The 21,729-nt window shown below is 62.3% G+C and carries 18 protein-coding genes; 14 read left to right on the forward strand and 4 right to left on the reverse strand.

What is annotated here, in order from left to right; translation table 11 throughout:
- The first annotated feature begins 326 nt into the window (after positions 1-326).
- Together VF673_RS12345 and VF673_RS12350 are read left to right on the forward strand one after the other, a co-directional pair.
- Positions 327-1,592 carry an AAA family ATPase gene (locus VF673_RS12345; protein ID WP_440292175.1) on the forward strand — a complete coding sequence of 422 codons (1,266 nt, stop codon included), beginning with the start codon at positions 327-329 and terminating at the stop codon, positions 1,590-1,592.
- A 165-nt stretch (positions 1,593-1,757) separates the two neighbouring features.
- The gene (locus tag VF673_RS12350; protein WP_440292176.1) at positions 1,758-1,988 is read left to right on the forward strand and encodes a hypothetical protein; all 231 of its coding nucleotides are present in this window, start codon (positions 1,758-1,760) and stop codon (positions 1,986-1,988) included.
- Here VF673_RS12350 and VF673_RS12355 read toward each other — a convergent pair.
- Entirely contained in the window at positions 1,948-3,237 is a 1,290-nt protein-coding gene (locus VF673_RS12355; RefSeq protein WP_440292177.1) for a DUF2235 domain-containing protein, read from the reverse strand. The genes VF673_RS12350 and VF673_RS12355 overlap by 41 nt on opposite strands.
- A gap of 196 nt (positions 3,238-3,433) precedes the next feature.
- Here VF673_RS12355 and galU point away from each other — a divergent pair, with 196 nt between their 5' ends.
- The 7 genes from galU (at position 3,434) to VF673_RS12390 (ending at position 13,090) form a co-directional block, all read left to right on the forward strand.
- Positions 3,434-4,318 carry a UTP--glucose-1-phosphate uridylyltransferase GalU gene (galU, locus tag VF673_RS12360; RefSeq protein ID WP_440292178.1) on the forward strand — a complete coding sequence of 295 codons (885 nt, stop codon included), beginning with the start codon at positions 3,434-3,436 and terminating at the stop codon, positions 4,316-4,318.
- Positions 4,319-4,328: 10 nt separating this feature from the next.
- Positions 4,329-5,624 (forward strand): UDP-glucose dehydrogenase family protein, encoded by a 1,296-nt coding sequence (locus VF673_RS12365; RefSeq protein WP_440292179.1) that lies wholly within the window; start codon positions 4,329-4,331, stop codon positions 5,622-5,624.
- A 932-nt stretch (positions 5,625-6,556) separates the two neighbouring features.
- On the forward strand, positions 6,557-8,164 hold the full coding sequence (gene pgi / locus VF673_RS12370) for a glucose-6-phosphate isomerase (RefSeq protein ID WP_440292180.1): 1,608 nt from the start codon (positions 6,557-6,559) through the stop codon (positions 8,162-8,164).
- Between the two features lie 48 nt (positions 8,165-8,212).
- Positions 8,213-9,607, forward strand: a complete 1,395-nt coding sequence (locus VF673_RS12375) for a phosphomannomutase CpsG (RefSeq protein WP_440292181.1) — start codon at positions 8,213-8,215, stop codon at positions 9,605-9,607.
- A gap of 13 nt (positions 9,608-9,620) precedes the next feature.
- Positions 9,621-10,637 (forward strand): UDP-glucose 4-epimerase GalE, encoded by a 1,017-nt coding sequence (gene galE, locus VF673_RS12380; protein ID WP_440292182.1) that lies wholly within the window; start codon positions 9,621-9,623, stop codon positions 10,635-10,637.
- 665 nt (positions 10,638-11,302) lie between these two features.
- Positions 11,303-11,746 carry an REP-associated tyrosine transposase gene (locus tag VF673_RS12385; protein ID WP_440292183.1) on the forward strand — a complete coding sequence of 148 codons (444 nt, stop codon included), beginning with the start codon at positions 11,303-11,305 and terminating at the stop codon, positions 11,744-11,746.
- Positions 11,747-12,292: 546 nt separating this feature from the next.
- Positions 12,293-13,090 (forward strand): flagellar protein MotY, encoded by a 798-nt coding sequence (locus VF673_RS12390; protein WP_440292184.1) that lies wholly within the window; start codon positions 12,293-12,295, stop codon positions 13,088-13,090.
- Here VF673_RS12390 and VF673_RS12395 read toward each other — a convergent pair whose 3' ends face one another.
- The 3 genes from VF673_RS12395 to VF673_RS12405 all read right to left on the reverse strand — a co-directional run bounded on the left by VF673_RS12395 (position 13,091) and on the right by VF673_RS12405 (position 15,624).
- Entirely contained in the window at positions 13,091-13,528 is a 438-nt protein-coding gene (locus VF673_RS12395) for a DUF411 domain-containing protein (protein ID WP_440292185.1), read from the reverse strand.
- A gap of 17 nt (positions 13,529-13,545) precedes the next feature.
- A complete protein-coding gene (locus tag VF673_RS12400) occupies positions 13,546-13,758 on the reverse strand; it encodes a heavy-metal-associated domain-containing protein (protein ID WP_440292193.1) in 213 nt (70 codons plus the stop codon).
- Positions 13,759-14,499: 741 nt separating this feature from the next.
- The gene (locus VF673_RS12405; protein WP_440292186.1) at positions 14,500-15,624 is read right to left on the reverse strand and encodes an AraC family transcriptional regulator; all 1,125 of its coding nucleotides are present in this window, start codon (positions 15,622-15,624) and stop codon (positions 14,500-14,502) included.
- A 148-nt stretch (positions 15,625-15,772) separates the two neighbouring features.
- Between VF673_RS12405 and VF673_RS12410 the strand changes: the two genes are divergently transcribed.
- From VF673_RS12410 to VF673_RS12430, 5 genes are all read left to right on the forward strand, one after another.
- A complete protein-coding gene (locus VF673_RS12410; protein ID WP_440292187.1) occupies positions 15,773-17,803 on the forward strand; it encodes an oxidoreductase in 2,031 nt (676 codons plus the stop codon).
- A gap of 323 nt (positions 17,804-18,126) precedes the next feature.
- Entirely contained in the window at positions 18,127-18,939 is an 813-nt protein-coding gene (locus VF673_RS12415; protein ID WP_440292188.1) for a hypothetical protein, read from the forward strand.
- 101 nt (positions 18,940-19,040) lie between these two features.
- Positions 19,041-19,922 (forward strand): NAD(+) kinase, encoded by an 882-nt coding sequence (locus tag VF673_RS12420; RefSeq protein ID WP_440292189.1) that lies wholly within the window; start codon positions 19,041-19,043, stop codon positions 19,920-19,922.
- Positions 19,923-19,927: 5 nt separating this feature from the next.
- Positions 19,928-20,887: a metallophosphoesterase gene (locus VF673_RS12425; protein WP_090537133.1), complete on the forward strand. Its 960-nt coding sequence runs from the start codon at positions 19,928-19,930 to the stop codon at positions 20,885-20,887.
- On the forward strand, positions 20,884-21,729 hold an 846-nt coding region (locus tag VF673_RS12430), incomplete at its 3' end, for a rhomboid family intramembrane serine protease (protein ID WP_440292190.1). The genes VF673_RS12425 and VF673_RS12430, both read left to right, overlap by 4 nt.

Below are 21,729 nucleotides of genomic sequence, written 5' to 3' on the forward strand. Positions count from 1 at the left end.
CGGCGATCCGGCGGTGCTCCTACAGGAGAGGACCAGCTTGGGTTGTAGGAGCACCCGCCCCGGGTGCGATATGGCGCCCGAGATCAATGTGCTCTAGCTGAGCCACTTATTCCGGCCATGGGATCTTGCCCCAGCGCCACCACTTCTACCTTTCTGAATTGTCTTCCCTGATCAGTGCTGCCAGGTTGGCTGGGCGGTAGGCCTTTGTTGCCTGGACATACAGGCCGGCCGGAGTAGTGTTCACGTTGTTTTTTATTGGATTGATGTTTTTTTCAGATATTTGCGGATATTATGCAAAAACTGACAAAATTCGAAGGAGAGTAGCCGTGCTACTTGAGTTCAGTGTTTCCAACTTCCGCTCTATCTATGAGCGCCAGACTCTGAGTCTGGTGGCGGCTTCTGGAAAGGAGCTGCGGGAGACGAATGTGATGGACCCCGAGGCACCTGCCACCCCTGCAGTGGTGCGGTCGTCGGTTATCTATGGACCCAACGCGGCGGGCAAGAGCAATCTGATTCTGGCAATGCATTTCCTCCGTGAGCTGGTATTGGGGTCTGCGCAGGGATCTCAGGAGGGGGATGAAATTCCAATAACACCCTTCTTGATGGATGATGGGGAGGCTGCGACCAAGCCTTCCGAGTTCGAAGTGATATTTGTTGAACAGGGCGTGCGCTATCAGTACGGCGTTACCCTGACACAGCAGCGAATCTTGTCCGAATGGTTGGTGGCCTACCCCAAGGGCAGCCCGCAGGTCTGGTTTGAGCGCGACGAGAATGCTGACGAGGCTTGGCGGTTCAGCCCCAGCTTCAAGGGGCAACGCAAGCTATGGCATGAGGCGACCCGCGATAACGCCCTGTTTCTTTCAACGGCGGTTCAATTGAATTCCGAGCAGCTGCTGCCCGTATTCAATTGGTTTCGTTTGCGTTTGCGAACGATATACCCACAGGCGCGAATTTCGCGCGACTTCAGCCGCCGTGAATGTGAGCGAGACGAAGGGGTGCGCGACCAGATTGTAGAGTTTCTGCGGTCTGCGGACCTGGGCATTGATGGGGTTAACGTCGTTCACCGTAAATTGGGTGACCTGCCGTTGCCTGATGATATGCCGCCAGAGCTGCGTAAAGCGCTTCTCAAGGACATCAAGAATCGCCAGGTAGCCGATGTGTTTCTCCTGCATAAAACGCCTGCAGGCAATGCAGTTCAACTGCATATCAAAGAAGAGTCGGGAGGGACGCAGCAGTTGTTTGGCTTGGCGGGCCCCTGGCTGGATGTGTTACGCAATGGATGGGTTCTGGTCATTGATGAGTTGGATACCAGCCTGCATCCGGTCGTGATGCGCAAATTGGTGGAGATGTTTCATGACCCCGAAATCAATCGCACCAACGCACAGCTGGTCTTTTCGACCCACGACACCAGCATTCTGGACAAGGAGGTCTTTCGACGGGATCAGGTGTGGTTTGTTGAAAAGGATCGCAAGCTGCAGACCCGTTGCTACCCATTGACAGACTTCAGCCCTCGTAAGGATGAAAACTTCGGGCGAGGGTATCTGCAGGGGCGTTATGGAGCTCTGCCCTTTGTTGGGGATTGGAGGATCTGAAAGTATGGCGCGCCGTGACCGGAGCCGTCACTCGCTGAAACGACAGGGACCGAAGCGGGAGCCCTATGATCGAGTCCTGATCGTCTGCGAGGGTGAGAAGACCGAGCCGATATTCCCTGCTTTGAGTACTGGCTTCTTCTGCACTACCAGTACACCACCGCACCAATGGCTCTTTTCGCCGATGTGGAGCGTAAGCTGAAGCAGATTCCCGAACACGTTGCTTACCGCAAGGGAGAGCAGGGACTTTTTCGGTGTACTCTGGAAAAACTGGAGGTTGCGTTGGCTAATGCTGACAGAGCTAACAGGGAGGCTACCAAAAACGAGACCGATAACCCAACAACGCAACTCCCGGCCCTTATCCGCTATCTGCAAGAACTGGCTGAGAGAAGGCTTTGAAAGCTGACGCCATACCCTCCTCAATTGGCTCGCCATCCCAGCCGACAATCGGCACTGTGGCGGGATCTGTCGCGGCCTTGGCAATAGCAGCTGCCAGGTTGGCCGGGCGGTAGGCCTGCAGGGGGTTGTCCCTGTCCTCGGCCAGGTCATGCTGCACCTGAGGCAGGCGCCAGCGCTGCAGTGCTGATATGTGCAGGTATTCGTTGACGGTTTCTTCGTTTGTGTCGGGCAGGTTGCGGCGGCTGTTCTCCGGTTTGAACAGATTGCGGATGAGGCCGTCGATCTTGCCGGTGGGTGGTGTGAGCACATTGCACAGGGTGCGCAGGTACGGGTAGGGGTAGCTGGTCATGTATAGGGTGGTGCGGCTTTCGATGCCTTTGCCCTGTACGCACTTCTCCACCGGGAGGTTGGCCGGGTTCAGGCCCAGTCCGGTTATCTCCAGCGGGGTGTGCCGCCGGAGACGTTTGATCATCCAGTCCAGGGCGATATCCGAGAGGCGGTCGTCCTGATAGGAACCGCCGACATTGGAGTGCACGCCGGGGAACCATACCTGTTCGACGACCTGCCCCGGTGGCAGGGGTTGGCCGATGGACTTTTCCCAAAGCGTGGGAGGAAAGGCGCCGCGTTTCTCGTCGATGGCCAGGGCGTGCAGGGCGACGTCGATATGCGGGCCCAGGTGCACATCATGGAAGTACCAGCGGCTGGCAAGTGAAAGCTGTTTGGCCAGATCGCCGGGTATGCCCAGTGAGCCTACGGTATCCCAGACGCCGACACATTTGATCTGCACGTGCTCATGACGATGGACATCCGGGATACGGTTGATGGCGGCCTGCTTCTCTTCTCTGCTGAGTGTGCGGTCCCGCCAGATGTCCAGCAGCTTTTCCAGTGGCCGGCCCAGACAGGCGGAGCAGAAGATGCCGGCCAGGTTGATCAGGCCGGCGAGGCTACGGGCGGTGTAGGCGCCGCGGGAGAAACCGAACAGATAGATCTCGTCGCCGGGGTGGTAGTTGTTACCGAGAAAGCGGAAGCCGTCGATGATGTTGGTATCCAGTCCTGCCCCGCTGAAGCCGCCGCGGATCTTTTCTCCATTGCCGGTACCCACACCTCGGCCGTAGTAGAGGATCTGGCTGGTGCCCCGGCTGTCCACTGAGGGTATGGAGCGCAGCAATTTGACGACGTTGGTCACCTTGTCGCTCTTGTCGTTGGAGTTCCAGGTGCCGTCCAGGCAGAGGATGAGGCGGCGTGTCATGGCATGTCCCCCGTTCACGTTCTTGTGATGTCGGACTGTTATAAACAAATTGGTTGGTGGGGGCTGCGCTCTGGTTCACATTCGGACTGAACTCCGTCCGCGCTTGGGTTAATATCCGGGCCGCTGAAAGTTTCTGAACTCTGTTCCCGCTGGGCTTTCCTATTCTCTGATTGATGACTGATATACAGGAGTTACCGTGAAGGTTACCAAGGCAGTTCTACCGGTGGCCGGTCTGGGCACGCGCTTTCTGCCCGCCAGCAAGGCGATCCCCAAGGAAATGGTTACCGTGGTCGACAAGCCGGTTATCCAGTATGTGGTGGAGGAGGCTTTGGCGGCGGGAATAAATGAAATCGTGCTGGTGACCCATTCGAGCAAGAAGGCCATCGAGGATCATTTCGATGTGAACTACGAGCTGGAAGCTGAGTTGGAGCGTCGTGGCAAGCATGAGCTTCTGCAGGTACTGCGTGATATCGCGCCTCCGCAGCTGAAGGTGACCGCAGTGCGCCAGGGCCGTGCGCTGGGTCTGGGCCATGCCGTTTACTGTGCTCGCCCCGTGGTGGGTAACGAGCCCTTTGCGGTGCTGCTGCCGGATGTGCTGGTGGAGCAGCGGGGGCCCGAGAACGACCTGCAGCAGATGACACGGCGTTTTGTAGAGACCGGCGGCCATGCGCAGATTCTGGTTGAGCCGGTGCCTGAGGAGTTGGTCAGCCAGTACGGTGTGGTGGATGTGCATGGGGTTGACCTGCAGCCGGGCCAGCATGCTCTGATGAGTCGGGTTGTGGAAAAGCCGCCCCGCGATCAGGCGCCGTCGAATCTGGCGGTGGTCGGGCGTTACGTGCTCCCGGCACGCATCTTCGATCTGCTGGAGAACACCCAGCCCGGTGCGGGCGGTGAGATACAGCTGACCGACGCGATCGCCGAGCTGATGCAGGGTGAGGGCGTGGAGGCCTGGCACATTTCCGCCCGGTCCCATGACTGCGGCAGCAAGTTGGGATATCTGGAGGCAACAGTAGCCTACGGGGTGCAGCATCCCACACTGGGTGCGGACTTCCGGGCGATGCTGGCGCGTTATCAAGGCTGAGGACTGGCCCATGTTCATTGCTGTATACGGCGATACGCTCTGTGCCATGGTCAGCGCTGCGGCGCTGGCCTCGACCGGGCATCAGGTCACTCTGCATGTATCCCCCGGTGGGGTGGCGAACACCTTGAATACCGGGAACTTCTCCCTGCGCGAGCCGGGCCTGGCTGATCTTATGCTGGAGCAAAAGCGTGAGGGCCGTCTGCAGGTAGTTGGTCTGGATCAACGCCCTGACCCGCGCGTGACCGTGCTCTGGCTGGCACTGGCGCCGGACCTGCTGGACTATGCCCATGAATTGGTCCGCTCTCTGCCTGTGAGCATCGATCCCGAGTTTCTGGTGGTCAACCAGTCTACCTTCCCGGTGGGCAGCACCGAGGCGCTGCAGCACAGTCTGCACTCCCGCGGGGGCGCCAAGGTCGAGCATGGTGCTGTGGTGAGTCTGCCTGACCTGCTTACCGAGGGGGCTGCCCTGAATGGTTTTACCCGTCCTACCCACTGGCTGGTGGGGGCGGATATACCCTGGGCGGGACGGCTGGTGGCGGAGATTCTGCGGCCATTCAACCGCCGCCGGGATTCGATCATGTCCATGCGCCCGCGTGAGGCGGAATTCACCAAGCTGGCGATCAACGGCATGCTCGCCACGCGCCTGAGCTTCATGAACGATATGGCCAACCTGGCGGACAGTCTGGATGTGGATATCGAGAGGGTGCGCCAGGGGATGGGCGCCGATCAGCGGATCGGTGAAGCCTATCTGTATCCGGGCTGCGGTTTCGGGGGGCTGAGTTTCTCCCGGGACGTAATGAGCCTGGCCAGCACCCTGCAGCACAGCGGCCTGCAGGCGCAGTTGATCGAGGAGGTTCTGCAGATCAACGAGCGCCAGAAGGAGGCGCTGTTCCGCAAGCTGTGGCAGCACTATGACACTGAGCTGACCGGCCGCAAGGTGACGATATGGGGTGCCGCTTTCAAGCCTGAGTCCTCGCGCATTGATAATGCACCGGCATTGAAGTTGATTACCGCGCTCTGGGCACAGGGGGCCGAGGTGCATGTGCATGATCCCCGCGCGCTGCCGGCACTGGCGGCCTGGGCGGGGGAGCGGGATGATCTGGTCCTGCATGACGATCCCTACGAAGCTGCCGCCGGCGCTGATGCGCTGATGCTGGTGACCGAGTGGAAGGCCTACTGGAGCCCGGACTTCAAGCGTTTGCATGCGGAGATGAACAAGCCGCTGCTGCTGGATGGTCGAAATGTCTGGGACCCCGAGTTTGTGAAGCGGGCCGGGTTTACCTATTACGGGATAGGGCGCAGGTAGGCACCCATTCGCACCGGGGCGGGTGCTCCTACGGGGTCGGGGTAGGTTTTGGTTTTTTGCTGTAGGAGCACCGCCCCGGTGCGAACCGCGAGCCAAGCGGGCGGGCAGGTTTTGGTTTTGTTGTAGGAGCACCGCCGGATCGCCGGACCGCCTCGGTGCGAACCGCGAACGAAGCGGGCACAGATCAGCGTCTTGGGCAGGCCCCCTTCGCACCCGGGGCGGGTGCTCCTACGGGTTCGGGGGCAGGTTTGGTTTTGTTGTAGGAGCACCGCCCCCGGTGCGAACCGCGAGCCAAGCGGGCGGGCAGGTTTTGGTTTTGTTGTAGGAGCACCGCCGGATCGCCGGACCGCCCCGGTGCGAACCGCGGACGCGGCGGGCACAGATTTGCGCCCCGGGCAGGCCCCATTCGCACCCGGGGCGGGTGCTCCTACGGGTTCGCGGGCGGTTTTGGTTTTGTGCTGTAGGAGCACCGCCCCCGGTGCGAACCGCGAACGAAGCGGGCGGGCAGGTTTTGGTTTTGTTGTAGGAGCACCGCCGGATCGCCGGACCGCCTCGGTGCGAACCGCGAACGAAGCGGGCACAGATTAGCGTCTTGGGCAGGCCCCATTCGCACCCGGGGCGGGTGCTCCTACGGGTTCGGGGGCAGGTTTTGGTTTTGTTGTAGGAGCACCGCCTCGGTGCGAACCGCGAACGAAGCGGGCACATATTAACGTCACGGGCAGGCCCCATTCGCACCCGGGGCGGGTGCTCCTACGGGGCCGCGGCAGCTTTTGGTTTTGTTGTAGGAGCACCGCCCCGGTGCGAACCGCGAACTGAAGCGGGCACAGATCAGCGCCCCGGGCAGGCCCCATTCGCACCCGGGGCGGGTGCTCCTACGGGTCCGCGGGCCGGTTTCGGGTTTCATGACGATCCATATCAGGAGAGTAATTTATATGTGGCGGGTCCTGGCTGAGCATGCCGATAACATCAAGGGCACCCATCTGGCGCAGTTTTTCGCCGATGATCCGCAGCGCTTCGGGCGTCTGCATAGCGAATGCGGTCCGCTGTTGTTCGATTACTCCAAACAGCGTCTGACCGTGGAAACCCTCGAGCGGCTGTTCGATCTGGCTCGCCAGCAGCAGCTACCAGAGTGGATCGACCGACTGTTTGGCGGCGAGCCGGTGAACTCCACCGAGGGCAGGGCGGCGATGCATTGGGCCCTGCGGTTGCCCGAGGGTGCGTCCTGCGTGGTGGGCGGCCAGGACGTCGCCGCCCAGGTGCACGAGCAATTGCGCCGCATGGAGCGCATCGTGAACAAGGTGCACTCGGGGCAGTGGCGGGGCGCTACCGGCGAGGTCGTGACCGATGTGGTGAATATCGGCGTCGGCGGTTCGGACCTGGGCCCGCAGATGGTCGTTGAGGCCCTGTGCGACAGCGCGGCGCAGACCTCCTCGCGCCTGACCGTACACTTCGCCTCAACCATGGACGGCAGCCAGCTGTCCCAGTTGCTGCGCACCCTCAACCCGCACTCGACGCTGTTCATCATCTCGTCCAAGTCCTTCACCACCATAGATACCCTGAGCAACGCCGATACCGCGCGCTGCTGGCTGCAGCACACGCTGGGCGACAAGCCAGGTGTGTTGCATTGCCACTTTCTGGGCGTGTCCTCGGCGGTGCAGAAGATGACCGAATGGGGCATCAGCGAAGAGCATCAGTTGCAGATATGGGACTGGGTCGGTGGGCGCTACTCGATGTGGTCCGCCATCGGCCTGCCCATTGCTCTGGCCATCGGTATGCACGGCTTCCGCCAGATGCTCGCCGGTGCCCATCTGATGGATGAACACTTCCGCAATGCCGACTGGCCGCAGAACCTGCCGGTACTGATGGCACTGGTCGGGATATGGAATACCAACGTGCTGGGCATCAACGCCCAGGCGGTGCTGCCTTACGATGGCCGCCTCAAGCAGCTGCCGCTGTATTTGGAGCAGCTGGAGATGGAGTCCAACGGCAAGAGCGTCACCCGCGATGGGCAGCCCGTGGAACACAAGACCTGCCCGATCATCTGGGGCGATGTGGGCCCCAACGCGCAGCACGCCTTCTATCAGCTGTTGCACCAGGGTACCGAAGCCGTAACCTGCGACTTCATCCTCCCGGCCCGCCGTTACGAACAGGCCCGGGATGAGGTCACCGCAGAGCTCATCGCCCAGCATGAGCTGGCACTGGCCAACTGCCTGGCCCAATCCCGCCTGCTGGCCCTCGGCGACGCAGCCCTCAAGGATGCAGACCAACTGCCCATCTACCAGCGTTACCGCGGCAATCAACCCAGCTCGACCCTGCTGCTGGACGAACTCACGCCCTACAGCCTGGGAGCACTGATTGCCATGTACGAACACAAGGTTTTCGTGCAGTCGGTGATCTGGGATATCAACCCCTTCGACCAGTGGGGCGTGGAGATGGGCAAGAAGCTAGCAGTGGATACGCTGGGATGGATACGGGGGCAGGGCGAGGTGAGTGGGGTGGATTCGTCGACGGCGGGGCTGTTGGGGCGGATTTTGAAGTAATCGGGGCCAAGCCCCAGGCCAAACCAAATATCAAAACAAGGATCTTTTATGTCTGCTATCACCTGCTTCAAGGCGTATGACATCCGCGGCCAGTTGGGCACGCAGTTGGACGAAGGTATCGCCTACCGCATCGCCCGGGGTTTTGCCCAGTGGCTGAAGCCCAAAAAAGTGGTTTTGGGCGGGGACATTCGTGAAAGCTCGGCGGCCTTGAAGGCGGCCTTGGCCAACGGTCTGCGCGATGAAGGGGTGGATGTGCTGGACCTGGGCATGGTCGGCACGGAAGAGGTGTATTTTGCGACCTTCCATCTGGGTGTGGACGGCGGCATCGAGGTGACTGCCTCGCACAATCCCATCGACTACAACGGCTTCAAGCTGGTGCGCGAGGGTGCGCGGCCGATTTCCGCTGACACCGGTCTGGCCGAGATTCGGGCGTTGGCCGAAGCGCGGGAATATGAGCTGGTGGACGGTCGTGACCCCAATGTGGCGGATGCCGACCGTGGCAGCTATGAGCTGGTCGACGTGCGGGAGCAGTATGTCGAGCACCTGATGAACTACATCGATCCGGCGGCATTCACTCCGATGCGGCTGGTGGTCAACGCAGGTAACGGTGCGGCCGGTCCGGCGATTGATGCGCTGGAAAAGGCCTTTGCCGATCTGCATATGCCCGTGGAGCTGGTGAAGATCTGCCACAATCCTGACGGCAGCTTCCCCAATGGCATTCCCAACCCGCTGCTGCCGGAAAACCGCGGCATTACCCGCGATGCGGTGCTCAAGTATCAGGCGGATATGGGCATTGCCTGGGATGGGGATTTTGACCGCTGCTTCCTGTTCGACGAGCAGGGGCGCTTCATCGAGGGCTACTACATCGTCGGGCTGCTGGCCGAGGCTTTCCTGCAGAAGGAGCGGGGCGCGCGCATCATTCACGACCCGCGGTTGGTGTGGAATACCGTGGAGCAGATCGAGCAGAACGGCGGCGTGGCGATTCAGACCAAGGCCGGCCATGCCTTCATCAAGGAGCGCATGCGGGCCGAGGATGCCATCTATGGTGGCGAGATGAGCGCGCATCATTACTTCCGTGACTTTGCCTATTGCGACAGCGGCATGATTCCCTGGCTGCTGGTGGCCGAGCTGATGTGCCGCAAGGGCAAGCCGCTGTCCGAGCTGGTGGATGAGCGCATCGCTGCCTATCCGTCCTCCGGCGAGATCAATCTCACCGTCAGTGATGCGCCGACCGTGTTGCGGGCCATCGAAGACCAATATGCCCCCGCTGCGCTGGATGTGGATTACACTGATGGCCTGAGCATCTGCTACGCGGACTGGCGGTTCAACCTGCGCGCCTCCAATACCGAACCGGTGATACGGCTGAATGTGGAGAGTCGGGGTGATATCGCCCTGATGGAGCGGGAGACTGAGAAGCTGGTAGAGGCGATCAAGGCGGTTTGAAAGGACTGAGTAAATGAGCAAGACCATTCTGGTTACCGGCGGCGCCGGCTACATAGGTTCGCATACCTGCGTGCGCCTGCTTGAACTGGGCTATGACGTGGTGGTGCTGGACAACTTCAGCAACAGCTGCGCCGAGGCCGTGCGCCGGGTGGAGGATATTGCCCGGCGCGAGGTGGTTATGGTGGAGGGCGACATCAATGATGCCGCGCTGCTGGATCGCCTGTTCCAGACCCACAAGGTGGATGCCGTCATCCACTTTGCCGGGCTCAAGGCGGTGGGCGAGTCGGTTGCCCAGCCGCTGCGCTATTACCACAACAACGTCAGCGGTACCGTGGTGCTCTGCGAGGCCATGCAGCGGGCCGGGGTGAAGAACATGGTGTTCAGCTCCTCCGCCACTGTCTATGGCGACCCCGCCACCGTGCCGATCCGCGAGGATTTTCCCACCAGCGCGACCAATCCCTATGGCCGCTCCAAGCTGATGATTGAAGAGCTGCTGGGCGATCTGTATGTGGCCGACGACAGCTGGAATATCGCCCTGCTGCGCTATTTCAATCCGGTCGGGGCCCACAGCAGCGGTCGCATCGGCGAAGACCCGGCGGATATCCCCAACAACCTCATGCCCTACATAGCCCAGGTGGCCGTGGGCCGGCGTGAGCATCTGAACGTGTTCGGCAGCGATTACCCAACACCGGATGGTACCGGGGTGCGGGATTACATCCACGTCATGGACCTGGCTGAAGGCCACGTGAAGGCCCTGGAATGGCTGGACCGGGACCTGGGCATCAAGGCATTCAACCTGGGTACCGGCAAGGGCTACTCGGTGCTGGATATGCTGCATGCCTTCGAGAAAGCCTGCGGCCACAAACTTCCCTACGTCCTCACCGCCCGCCGCCCGGGCGATGTCGCCTGCTGCTACGCCGACCCCACCCTCGCCGCCGAAGAACTCGGCTGGCGCGCCGAACTCAGCCTCGAAGCCATGTGCGCCGACGCCTGGCGCTGGCAGTCCAACAACCCCAAAGGCTACCGCTAAGCCTCCACCAGGCAGCACCCCTTCGCACCCGGGGCGGGTGCTCCTACGGTCCGGAGGTGGGTTAGGTTTTGTCGTAGGAGCACCGCCTCGGTGCGAACGGGTCGGGCACCCCTTCGCACCCGGGGCGGGTGCTCCTACGGTCACGGGGTTGGGTTGTGGTTTTGCTGTACGAGCACCGCCTCGGTGCGAACCGGGCGGGCACAATCCACGCCCCATGCATGTCCCCCTTCGCACCCGGGGCGGGTGCTCCTACGGTTCGGGGTTGGGTTGTGGTTCTGTTGTAGGAGCACCGCCTCGGTGCGAACCGGGCGAGCACAATCCACGCCCCACGCATGTCCCCCTTCGCACCCGGGGCGGGTGCTCCTACGGTTCGGGGTTGGGTTGTGGTTCTGTTGTAGGAGCACCGCCCACGGTGCGAACCGGGCGAGCACAATCCACGCCCCATGCATGTCCCCATTCGCACCCGGGGCGGGTGCTCCTACGGTCACGGGGTTGGGTTGTGGTTTTGCTGTAGGAGCACCGCCTCGGTGCGAACGGGGGCGGGCACAAACCCTCCCCACCCACTCCTCCGTGCACCACATCACAACCCCGCCATCCTCTCCTTTACTCCTGCCCCGATAACCCCCTGGATATATCCAAACCCCCCATCCAGGAGGCCCAATGCCGTGTCACAAGCAACCTACCAATCCCACCGTCTGCGTCTTGGGCGTGTGTCCGAGGCGGGCAGGCTGTACCTCATTACCGCCGTTACCCAGGATCGCGAGCCGGTTTTCTCCGACCTGAACAACGCCCGGGCTCTGGTCAATACCTTGCGTATGGAGGCGCTGCAGAACGATGTCCAGACCTGGTGCTATGTCGTGATGCCGGATCATTTCCATTGGTTGATGCAGTTGAATGACGAGTCGCTCGGCCGAGTGGTGGGGCGGGTGAGGGGTGTTTGTGCGCGGAGAATCGGGCGGCGCATATGGCAGAGGGGTTTTCATGATCGAGCGGTGCGCCGGGAGGATGACCTCAAGGCGTTGGCCAGATATGTCATAGCCAACCCGATCAGGGCGGGGTTGGTGGAGTCGGTGGGGGATTATCCGCATTGGGATGCGGTGTGGTTGTAGAGGACCCCGTAGGAGCACCGCCTCGGTGCGAACGGGCGGGCACGCGTTCGCACCCGGGGCGGGTGCTCCTACGGGTCGGAGTTGGGATTGGCTTTGTTGTAGGAGCACCGCCCTCGGTGCGAAAGGGGTGGGCCCGTATTCGCACCCGGGTCGGAGTTGGGTTTGGTTTTGTTGTAGGAGCACCGCCCTCGGTGTGAAAGGGGTGGGCACGCATTCGCACCCGGGGCGGGTGCTCCTACGGGTCGGGGTTGGGTTTGGTTTTTTTGTAGGAGCACCGCCCTCGGTGTGAAAGGGGTGGGCACGCATTCGCACCCGGGGCGGGTGCTCCTACGGGTCGGGGTTGGGTTTGGCTTTGTTGTAGGAGCACCGCCCTCGGTGCGAACGGGTCGGGCACGGTGCGAACCGGGCGGAGTTGGGTTTTGGTTCTGGGCTAAAGTTTCGCGCTCGTGCGCCGACTTCTTGTCCTGTAGCCCTGTTTTCGGAGTGCCTTGCTTGTTCCGTTTACCGCTTGTCCTGCTACTGGGAGCAGCTCTGCCTGCCCAGGCTATGACGTTCCAGACGCGCATGGAAGATGTGCAGTGGTCGGTGGAAGGGGACAAGTTCGAGTGTCGTTTGAGCCAGCGCGTTGACGGTTATGGCGAGGCGGTGTTCATCCGCCGGGCGGGTGAGCGGCCGATGTTCCAGCTGTCGGCCTGGAGCGAGCTGATGCGGCCGGGAGCCGCGCAGCTGTACAACGATCCGCCGCCGTGGCGCCCGGATGCCCGGGTGCAGCCGCTTGGGCAGGGGACGGTTCAGTCGGGCACCACTGTAATGCGGTTACCCTGGCAGCAGGCGGGGCAGATGCTCGCGGGGCTGTCTCGGGGTTTGCAGCCGACCATTCTGCAGGGCAGTCTGAGCGATGCGGGTCAGCAGGTGCGGGTGGTGGTGTCCAGTGTCGGCTATCCGCAGGCGTGGAAGGATTTTCAGGCCTGTGCCGATGGCCTGCTGCCGATGAATATCGATCAGATCTCGCGCACGGCGATCGGCTTTCCCAGTGGCGGTGCCGTGCTGGATGCTCGGGCCAGACAGATGTTGGATGTGGCGCTGGAGTACATCAAGGCTGATCCGCAGGTGTCGCGCATTGAACTGGATGGGCACTCGGACAATGTCGGCGACCGACTGAGCAACCGCGAGCTGTCCCGCCAGCGGGTGCTGGCGGTTCAGGCCTACCTGGTCGAGCGGGGCGTGGATGAGGACATGATCAGCATCCGTTTCCACGGCGAGCGCTACCCCGTCGCCAACAACAACACCCGGGAAGGCAGGGAAAAGAACCGCCGGGTGACGCTGAGGCTGGAGCGGAGTTGATCAGTACTCCGCGATGACCTCGACTTGGCCACTTCTGGTCAGTCCCACTACCTGATAAGGATCCTTGCGATCACCGTACTCCATGCCCGGAGAGCCGACGGGCATGCCGGGAACGGCTATGCCGAGCAGGTCGGGGCGGTTCTGCAGCAGGTGGATCTGTTCTGCAGGCACGTGGCCTTCCACGAACTGACCGTTGATGATCGCGGTGTGGCAGGAGCCCAGGCGCGGGGGTACGCCGGCGGTCTGCTTGAAGCTGCCCATGTTGGCTTCTACATGATCGTTGACCGTGAAGCCGTTGTTCTCCAGATGCAGGATCCAGTCCTTGCAGCAGCCGCAGTTGGCGTCGCGGTGGACGTCAATGGTCAGGTTGTCTGCCGCCTGGGCCAGACCGCCCATGAACAGACCGGCCAGGGCGATGAAGCGTAATTTGCCGAGCATGTTTTCCTCCTTGACTGTCAGCCGCCGCAACCACCGCAGCAGGTGGTCTTGCCATCGTGGGCGACGTTGGCCGGGTAGCCGGCTTCGTCCAGGGCGTTGATCAGCGCCTGGCTGTCGGCATTGCCCTTGACGCTGACCTTGCCGGCTTCCAGGTTGACGTCGACCGATTCGACACCGGCAACGGCGGTCAGGGCCTCGGTGACGTGCTTGACGCAGTGGGCGCAGGTCATTTCCTTGACGTTCAGTGGGATGCTCACGGGAACAATCTCCTCGATGGTTTGAATGGCCACAGTCTCAACCCTGACACCGTGGCAAAGTCAATTGCTTCTGAACTTTCCCGTGTGGTTTTCATCTGACTGTAAAGCAGGGGAGTTAGGTTGAACCTGTTCCCATCATGCAGAGAATGATCAAGAAGGAGAGAACAATATGAACGAGTATGAAGAAGAACTGCTGGAGCAACGCGCCCAGGAATGGGATGACGCTGTAGATGATGCGCAGGAGATGTGAGGGGTAGGCGTTCGACTCCTTCGCGTGTTGTAGGGCCCCCCCCGGGCGCGAATGGGGCTGACTCTGGGGTTTGGTTTGATTGTGGTTCGCACCGAGGGCGGTGCTCCTACCAAAACCCCACGCCGGATCAAAAACCACGCCGGATGTGGGAGCACCCGCCCCGGGTGCGAATGGGGGCTGGCTCTGGGGTTTGGTTTGATTGTGGTTCGCACCGAGGGCGGTGCTCCTACCGAAACCCCACGCCGGATCGAAACCCACGCCGGATGTAGGAGCACCCGCCTCGGGTGCGAAGGGGGCTGACTCTGGGGTTTGGTTTGATTGTGGTTCGCACCGAGGGCGGTGCTCCTACCGAAACCCCACGCCGGATCGAAACCCACGCCGGATGTGGGAGCACCCGCCTCGGGTGCGAAGGGGGCTGACTCTGGGGTTTGGTTTGATTGTGATTCGCACCGAGGGCGGTGCTCCTACTCAATCCCCACGCCGGATGTAGGAGCACCCGTGTCGGGTGCGAATGGGGGCTGGCTCTGGGGTTTGGTTCGATTGGGGTTCACACCGAGGGCGGTGCTCCTACCGAGCGGTTTCTCCTGTCTTGTCTGCCGGCGATATTGCCCTGGTGCTACGCCGGTCCAACGTTTGAACGCGCGTTGGAATGCTGCCGGTGAGGAGAAGCCGAGCAGGAAGGCGATTTCTCCCAGTGCGGTTTCCGTATCCCTCATGTAGCTCAGCGCCAGGTCCCGGCGCATGTCGTCGATGATGTCCTGAAAACGTGTGCCGGCTTCGGCCTTGAGGCGGCGGCGCAGGGTCCAGCCGGCCATGCCGAGGCGGGCGGCGACTTCGTCCAGTTCCGGTAATTGACTGTGCAGCCGCGGGGAGAGGATTTCCTCGACCCGTTCGCGCAGGTGCCGGTGGCGGGTGAGGTCCTGCAGTTGCTGCTCACACAACTCCACCAGCTGGGCGTGGGTGCCGGGGGCGCTCTGGATCAGCGGCAGGTCGAGGCTGCCGGCTTCCCAGATCAGCTGGTTGTGCTCCTGCTCGAAAAGTACCGGGCAGCCGAACAGGCTTTCGTAGCGGTCGGCATAGTCCGGCGCAGGGAACTCGATGTGCACTTCCCTGAGCCGCGCTGCGCCTCCGGTCAGCTGCATGGCGAGCTGCCGGCGGGAGGCGAGGGCGGAGTCGACCACGAAGAGGTTGAAGCTGTTGTAGGGACTGATCGAGTAGAAACGGGTGGCCGGTGGATGAAAGCTGGAGTGGCCCCGGTAGTTCTGGCTGGTCAGTCGCTCGAAGCGCACCAGTACATCGAAAGCCTGGCCGAGGTTGGGCGCGCATTGGGCGGTCAGCCCCGGCAGTCCCAGGTGCGATGGCTGGCTGTACCGGCCCATCAGCAGGCCGATGTCCTTACGGCCGCTGAGCTGGATGGCGGCATGGCCGAGGCGCATGAAACGTGGAATGCTGATGCGCGCCAGAGGCCGGGCCAGCATGTCCGGAGGAACGCGATAGCGCCGCAACAGGGCGTCTGCGTCATGACCCTGATGCCTGAGCGCCGCCTGCAGGCTGTAGAGGTAGCCGACCGAAAGGTCGCCGAGCTTCATGCTGTGACTCCTTGTGGAGCTGCAAAATGTAACTCAGGGTTATGAAAATGTCATTTGCGGTGATTGAGCGGGTCAGGGGCAGGGCCTATCGTCTGCTCCATAGCAAGTCGGCCGATGAGCTGACGCCTGATGACACTGGAGTATGACCATGAACGGACAGTCCCCTTACCCCCATATGCTGGCGCCGCTGGATCTGGGTTTCACCACGCTGCGCAACCGGGTGCTGATGGGTTCGATGCACACCGGCCTGGAGGAGCGTCCCCAGGGCTTCGAGCGGATGGCAGCCTTCTTTGCCGAGCGCGCCCGTGGTGGCGTGGGCCTGATCGTGACCGGCGGCTTCGGCCCCAACGAGGAGGGCAGTGTGGGCAAGGGCGCGGCCAAGCTGAGCACCCCTGAAGAGGCCGAGAAGCACAAGGTGGTGACCCAGGCGGTGCATGAGGCCGGCGGCAAGATCTGTCTGCAGATCCTGCATGCGGGCCGTTATGCCTACAACCCGGCGCAGGTGTCCGCCAGTGCGGTGCAGTCGCCGATCAACCCCTTCACCCCGAAGGAGCTGGACGAGGCAGGCATCCAGAAGCAGATCGACGACTTCGCCAACTGCGCTGCCCTGGCCCAGAGCGCCGGCTATGACGGCGTCGAGATCATGGGATCGGAGGGTTACTTCATCAACCAGTTCCTGGTGGAGCGGGTGAACAAGCGTACCGACCGCTGGGGTGGCAGCTACGAGAACCGCATGCGCCTGCCGCTGGAGATAGTACGCCGGGTGCGCGCTGCGGTGGGGCCCGAGTTCATCATCATCTATCGCCTGTCGATGCTGGACCTGGTCGAGGACGGCAGCACCTGGGATGAGGTGGTGCTGCTGGCCAAGGAGATCGAGAAGGCCGGGGCGACCATCATCAACACCGGCATCGGCTGGCACGAGGCGCGCATTCCGACCATCGCCACCAAGGTACCCCGTGCGGCCTTCACCAAGGTGACCGCTCGCCTCAAGGGCGAGGTGTCCATTCCGCTGGTGACCACCAACCGCATCAATACCCCGGAGGTGGCCGAGCGGGTGCTGGCCGAGGGGCATGCCGATATGGTGTCGATGGCGCGTCCCTTCCTGGCCGACCCCGATTTCATCAACAAGGCGGCAGAGGGCCGGGCCGACGAGATCAATACCTGCATCGGCTGCAACCAGGCCTGTCTGGACCATACCTTCAGCGGCCGGCTGACCAGCTGTCTGGTCAACCCCCGCGCCTGCTATGAGACCGAGCTGAACTACATTCCGACCACCACTGTGAAGAAGATCGCCGTAGTGGGTGCCGGCCCGGCGGGTCTGGCGGCGGCGACGGTGGCAGCCGAGCGCGGTCATGAGGTGACCCTGTTCGATGCGGCGGCGGAAATCGGCGGTCAGTTCAACGTGGCCAAGCTGATTCCGGGCAAGGAGGAGTTCTACGAGACCCTGCGCTACTTCCGTCGGCGCATCGAGACCACGGGCGTGCAGCTGAAGCTGAACACCCGCGTCAGCAGCGCGGATCTGACCGAGTTCGACGAGGTGATCCTGGCAACCGGTATCGTGCCGCGGGTGCCGGAGATTCCCGGCGTGGATCACCCCAGCGTGATCGGCTATCTGGACGCCATTCTCCAGCGCAAGCCGGTGGGGCAGAAGGTGGCGGTGATCGGCGCCGGCGGTATCGGCTTCGACGTCAGCGAGTTCATCTGCCATCAGGGCGAAAGCCCCAGTACCAACACGGCGCTGTTCTGGAAAGAGTGGGGCATAGATCCCGAACTCAACGCCCGTGGCGGTATCGCCGGGGTGACTCCGCAGCCGCATCCGCCGGCCCGCGAGGTCTATCTGCTGCAGCGTAAGTCGAGCAAGGTCGGCGCCGGCCTGGGCAAGACCACCGGCTGGATCCACCGTGCCGGTCTGGCGACCAAGCAGGTGAAGATGCTCAATGGCGTCGAATACCTGAAGATCGATGACGCCGGACTGCATATCCGTCGCGGCGACGAGGTCAGTGTGCTGCCGGTGGATACCATCATCCTCTGCGCCGGTCAGGAGCCGCTGCGTGAGCTGCAGGCAGGTCTGGAAGCGGCGGGCAAGTCCGTGCACCTGATCGGCGGTGCGGATGTGGCCGCCGAGCTGGATGCCAAGCGCGCCATCGATCAGGGTTCGCGACTGGCTGCGCAAATCTGATCCGGGCGTGTTTGCGGGGTCGGCGGGCAGGGGCTTGCCGACCCAGCCGATAATGAGCAACCCTCACAGCAGCGCTTCGGCGCTGCTTTCGTTTGCAGGCACTCGCAAGGGCCTGGGTCGACTCTCGCCTGCCGGGAGTCATTCAACGCAGCTGCCAAGTCTGTCACAACCGTAAGTCACCGTTTCGCGTAAACTCCGTCCGGGGCGGTGCAATCGCCCGTGAAAAAAGGCAAAGTGCGGGATATAAAAAGCAAATGGGTACAGCCATCATGACTTCACGTGATCCGGACAGAATACAAAAGCCGTTGCTGACTGAAGCGGTGATGTTCTTTTCTGATCAGGGCATTGTCCGGGAGATGCTGTACGCTGAGTTTGAGGCTCTGCTCGATGGCCTGGTAACCGCGCCGGATTTTGCTGACGATACCGTTGAGGCGGTCTTTCTGCAGATCAACTCCCGCCTGTATGTACGCGCTGCGGTGTTCTTCACTGTGGATTTTGACCTCGATGGCTATGTGAATCGCCTCTGGAACCTGCCCCTGCGCACTCTGGCGGAGAAGGCCGCGAGGGGGCCGGATATGGGCGGTGGACCGATTCGACTCTCCTGCCTGGGCTTCTGCCATCACAAGGAATACCAGCACAGCATGTGGAAGCCGGGTCAGCGCGGCGGCAAGGCTGATCTGGCCTGGATCAAGCAGGCGGTGACCCGCAATGGGCTGGGCATCATCGGTGAGGACGAGGAGGCCAAGGCGATCCTGACCACCGAAAACCTGCAGGTGGTGGCTGAGGACAGCTGGTACGGCGCGGCGGCTTCCCAAGGGGAGGGTGAACAGGCCGACAGCGTCGATCCTCTGGTTGAGCTGACTGCGGAGATGGACAAGCTGCGCAAGGCCCATGCCGGTGAAGTGAACGAATACCTGCGCCAGATCGGCGAACTGCAGGCCCGCCTGCGTCAACAGGAGCAGGAACATCGCGATAAGCTTGATCGTCTGCGCGGCGAGCACGCCGATCACCTGACGATCGTGCGTGGTGAGCTGCAGGACATCAAGCGGCAGCTGGAGGAGCAGCAGAAGCTCAACGGCAGCCTGCGCAGGGAGCTGCAGCGACTGCAGACGCGTACCGCCACCGGGACTGACTGACACCGTCCCTATTTGCCAGATACCGCTCTGCCACGGATAATTACCCCCTGTCCGTGCTCAAGCCTGTGCGGAATTATTCAAGCCGAAACAGAGAGTGGTTTATGGAGCATTTCCGCAATATCGGGCTGATTGGTCGCTTGGGCAGTGCCCGTGTCGTGGATACCTTGCGTCGTCTGAAGCGCTTCCTGTTGCACAAGGGCCATACGGTAGTCCTCGAGGACACAGTGGCCGAGATGCTGCCGGGACATCAGCTGCAGGTGTGCTCGCGCCGCATGATGGGCGAAATCTGCGATCTGGTGATCGTTGTCGGCGGGGACGGCAGTCTGCTGGGAGCCGCACGCGCCCTGTGCCGCTCGAATGTACCTGTGCTGGGGGTCAACCGCGGCGGGCTGGGTTTTCTTACCGATATTTCGCCCGAAGAACTCGAGCGGCGGGTAGGAGATGTGCTGGCCGGCAAGTATATGGCCGAGTCCCGCTTCCTGCTGGACGCCATCGTATGCCGGGGCGAGGAGCAGTTGGGTGCCAGCGAGGCGCTCAACGACGTGGTGCTGCATCCCGGCAAGTCGGCGCGGATGATAGAGTTCGAGCTGTTCGTCGACGGTCAGTTCGTCTACAGCCAGAAGTCAGACGGCATGATAGTGGCCACTCCCACCGGATCCACCGCCTATTCGCTGTCCGCCGGCGGGCCGATCATGCACCCCAAGCTGGACGCCATGGTTTTGGTGCCCATGTTCCCGCATACCCTGTCCAGCCGCCCGATCGTGGTGGAGGGCAACAGCGAGATCCGCATCACCATCGCCCGGCAGAACGAGATCTATCCGCAGGTCAGCTGCGATGGCCAGGAGCACATTGCCTGTGCCCCGGGGGATACGCTGATCATCCGCAAGAAGCCGCAGAAGCTGCGGCTCATCCACCCGCTGGATCACAATTTCTACGCGATCTGCCGCAGCAAGCTGGGCTGGAGCAGTCGCCTGACGGAGTAAGCCGAATGACAGACATCGAGCTCTGGCAGGGCTATGACATCATCGGAGATGTGCATGGCTGCGCGCATACGCTCGAGAAGCTGTTGGAGCAGATGGGTTATGCGCGGGTAGGTGGAGTGTGGCGCCATCCGCAGCGACAGGCGTTGTTTCTCGGTGACATCATCGACCGTGGTCCGCGCATCCGCGAGGCATTGCTGATCGTGCGCGACATGGTCGAGGCCGGCGCGGCGCGCTGCATCATGGGTAATCACGAGTTCAATGCCCTGGGCTGGGTGACGCCGGCGCCGGCGGGCAGCGGTCGCTCCTGGGTGCGCGAGCATACCGACCGAAATCAGCGGCAGATCCAGGCGACCCTGGAGCAGTTCGAGGGCAGGGCAGCGGAGTGGGACGAGTTTCTCGACTGGTTCTGGACGCTGCCGCTGTACATGGACATGGGCCCCTTCCGCCTGGTGCACGCCTGCTGGGATGATCGACTGATCCGCCCCTTCGCCGAGCAATACCCGGACGGCCGACCGGATGTGGATTTTCTTCAGGCGTCGGTCGAGCCCGAGAGCTTCGCCGATCAGGTCTTTGACCGCCTGCTGCGCGGCATCGGCATGCGGCTGCCCCATGGCCTGACCATGAAGAGCGGGGACGGTGTGGTGCGCGGCATGTTCCGCACCAAGTTCTGGGAGGAGTCGCCGGAGACCTACGGAGATCTGGTGTTCCAGCCGGACGACCTGCCGGAGCACATCGCCATTCGCCCGCTGACCTTCCGTCAGAAGCGTGAGCTGCTGTATTACGGGGTGGACGAGCCGCTGCTGTTCGTCGGTCATTACTGGCAGCAGGGCAGGCCGCAGCCCCTGCGCCCGAACCTGGCCTGTCTGGATTACAGTGCCGTCAAGTATGGGCGGCTGGTGGCCTACCGCTGGAGTGGGGAAGAGCGGATAGTGCCGGAAAACTTTGTCTGGGTGGACGTGATATGAGCAAGTACCGGGCGCTGGCCTGCGATCTGGATGAGGATCTGTCCAGGCTGATCCATTTTCTGCGTATGCAGGGCGTGCCGCACCGGGTCACCGAGGAGCGGGGTGAGCAGGTGATCTGGACTAGTAGCGAGGCCGATGCGGACCTGGTGCGTACGCTCTACCGCGACGGTGTCCCGCTGGAAATTGCCGAACCGGTGCGCGTCGTGCGTCCTGCAGTGGGGCCTGGCTGGGGCGTGATGTTGCGGCATCTCCCGGTGACTCTGGCGATCCTGGCCATCACCGCGGCGGTCGCGGTCTGGACCGGACTGGGGCGCAATCTGCACGCGCTGGCATGGCTGTCCTTCACCCCGGTGAACAGCATGGGCCAGCTGGCGGCCAGTCCTGATCTGGGCCAGTGGTGGCGTCTGGTGTCACCGATTTTCATGCATTTCGGCATCATGCACCTGGCCTTCAATGCGCTCTGGTACTGGGAACTGGGGCGGCGCATCGAGCTGCGGTCCGGCAGCTTCTGGCTGCTCGGGCTGACGCTGCTGTTTGCCCTGGTCTCCAACTATGCCCAGTGGGTCTTCAGCGGGCCGACCGCCCTGTTCGGCGGCCTTTCGGGGGTGCTGTACGGGCTGCTGGGCTATTGCTGGCTGTACCAGCTGCTGGCGCCGAACATGCATTTCGACCTGCCCAAAGGCGTGGTGATCATGATGCTCGCCTGGCTGGTGTTCTGTTTGTCGGGGATCATTACTGTTCTCGGCTTCGGCGCCATTGCCAATGCCGCCCATGTCGGCGGGTTGGTGGTGGGTTGCATCTGCGGCGTCATCGCCGGCGGGATGCAGCGGATGCGGGGAGCG

This window comes from Halopseudomonas sp. Lyrl_26, assembly GCF_051948695.1.
GTDB lineage: Bacteria > Pseudomonadota > Gammaproteobacteria > Pseudomonadales > Pseudomonadaceae > Halopseudomonas > Halopseudomonas formosensis.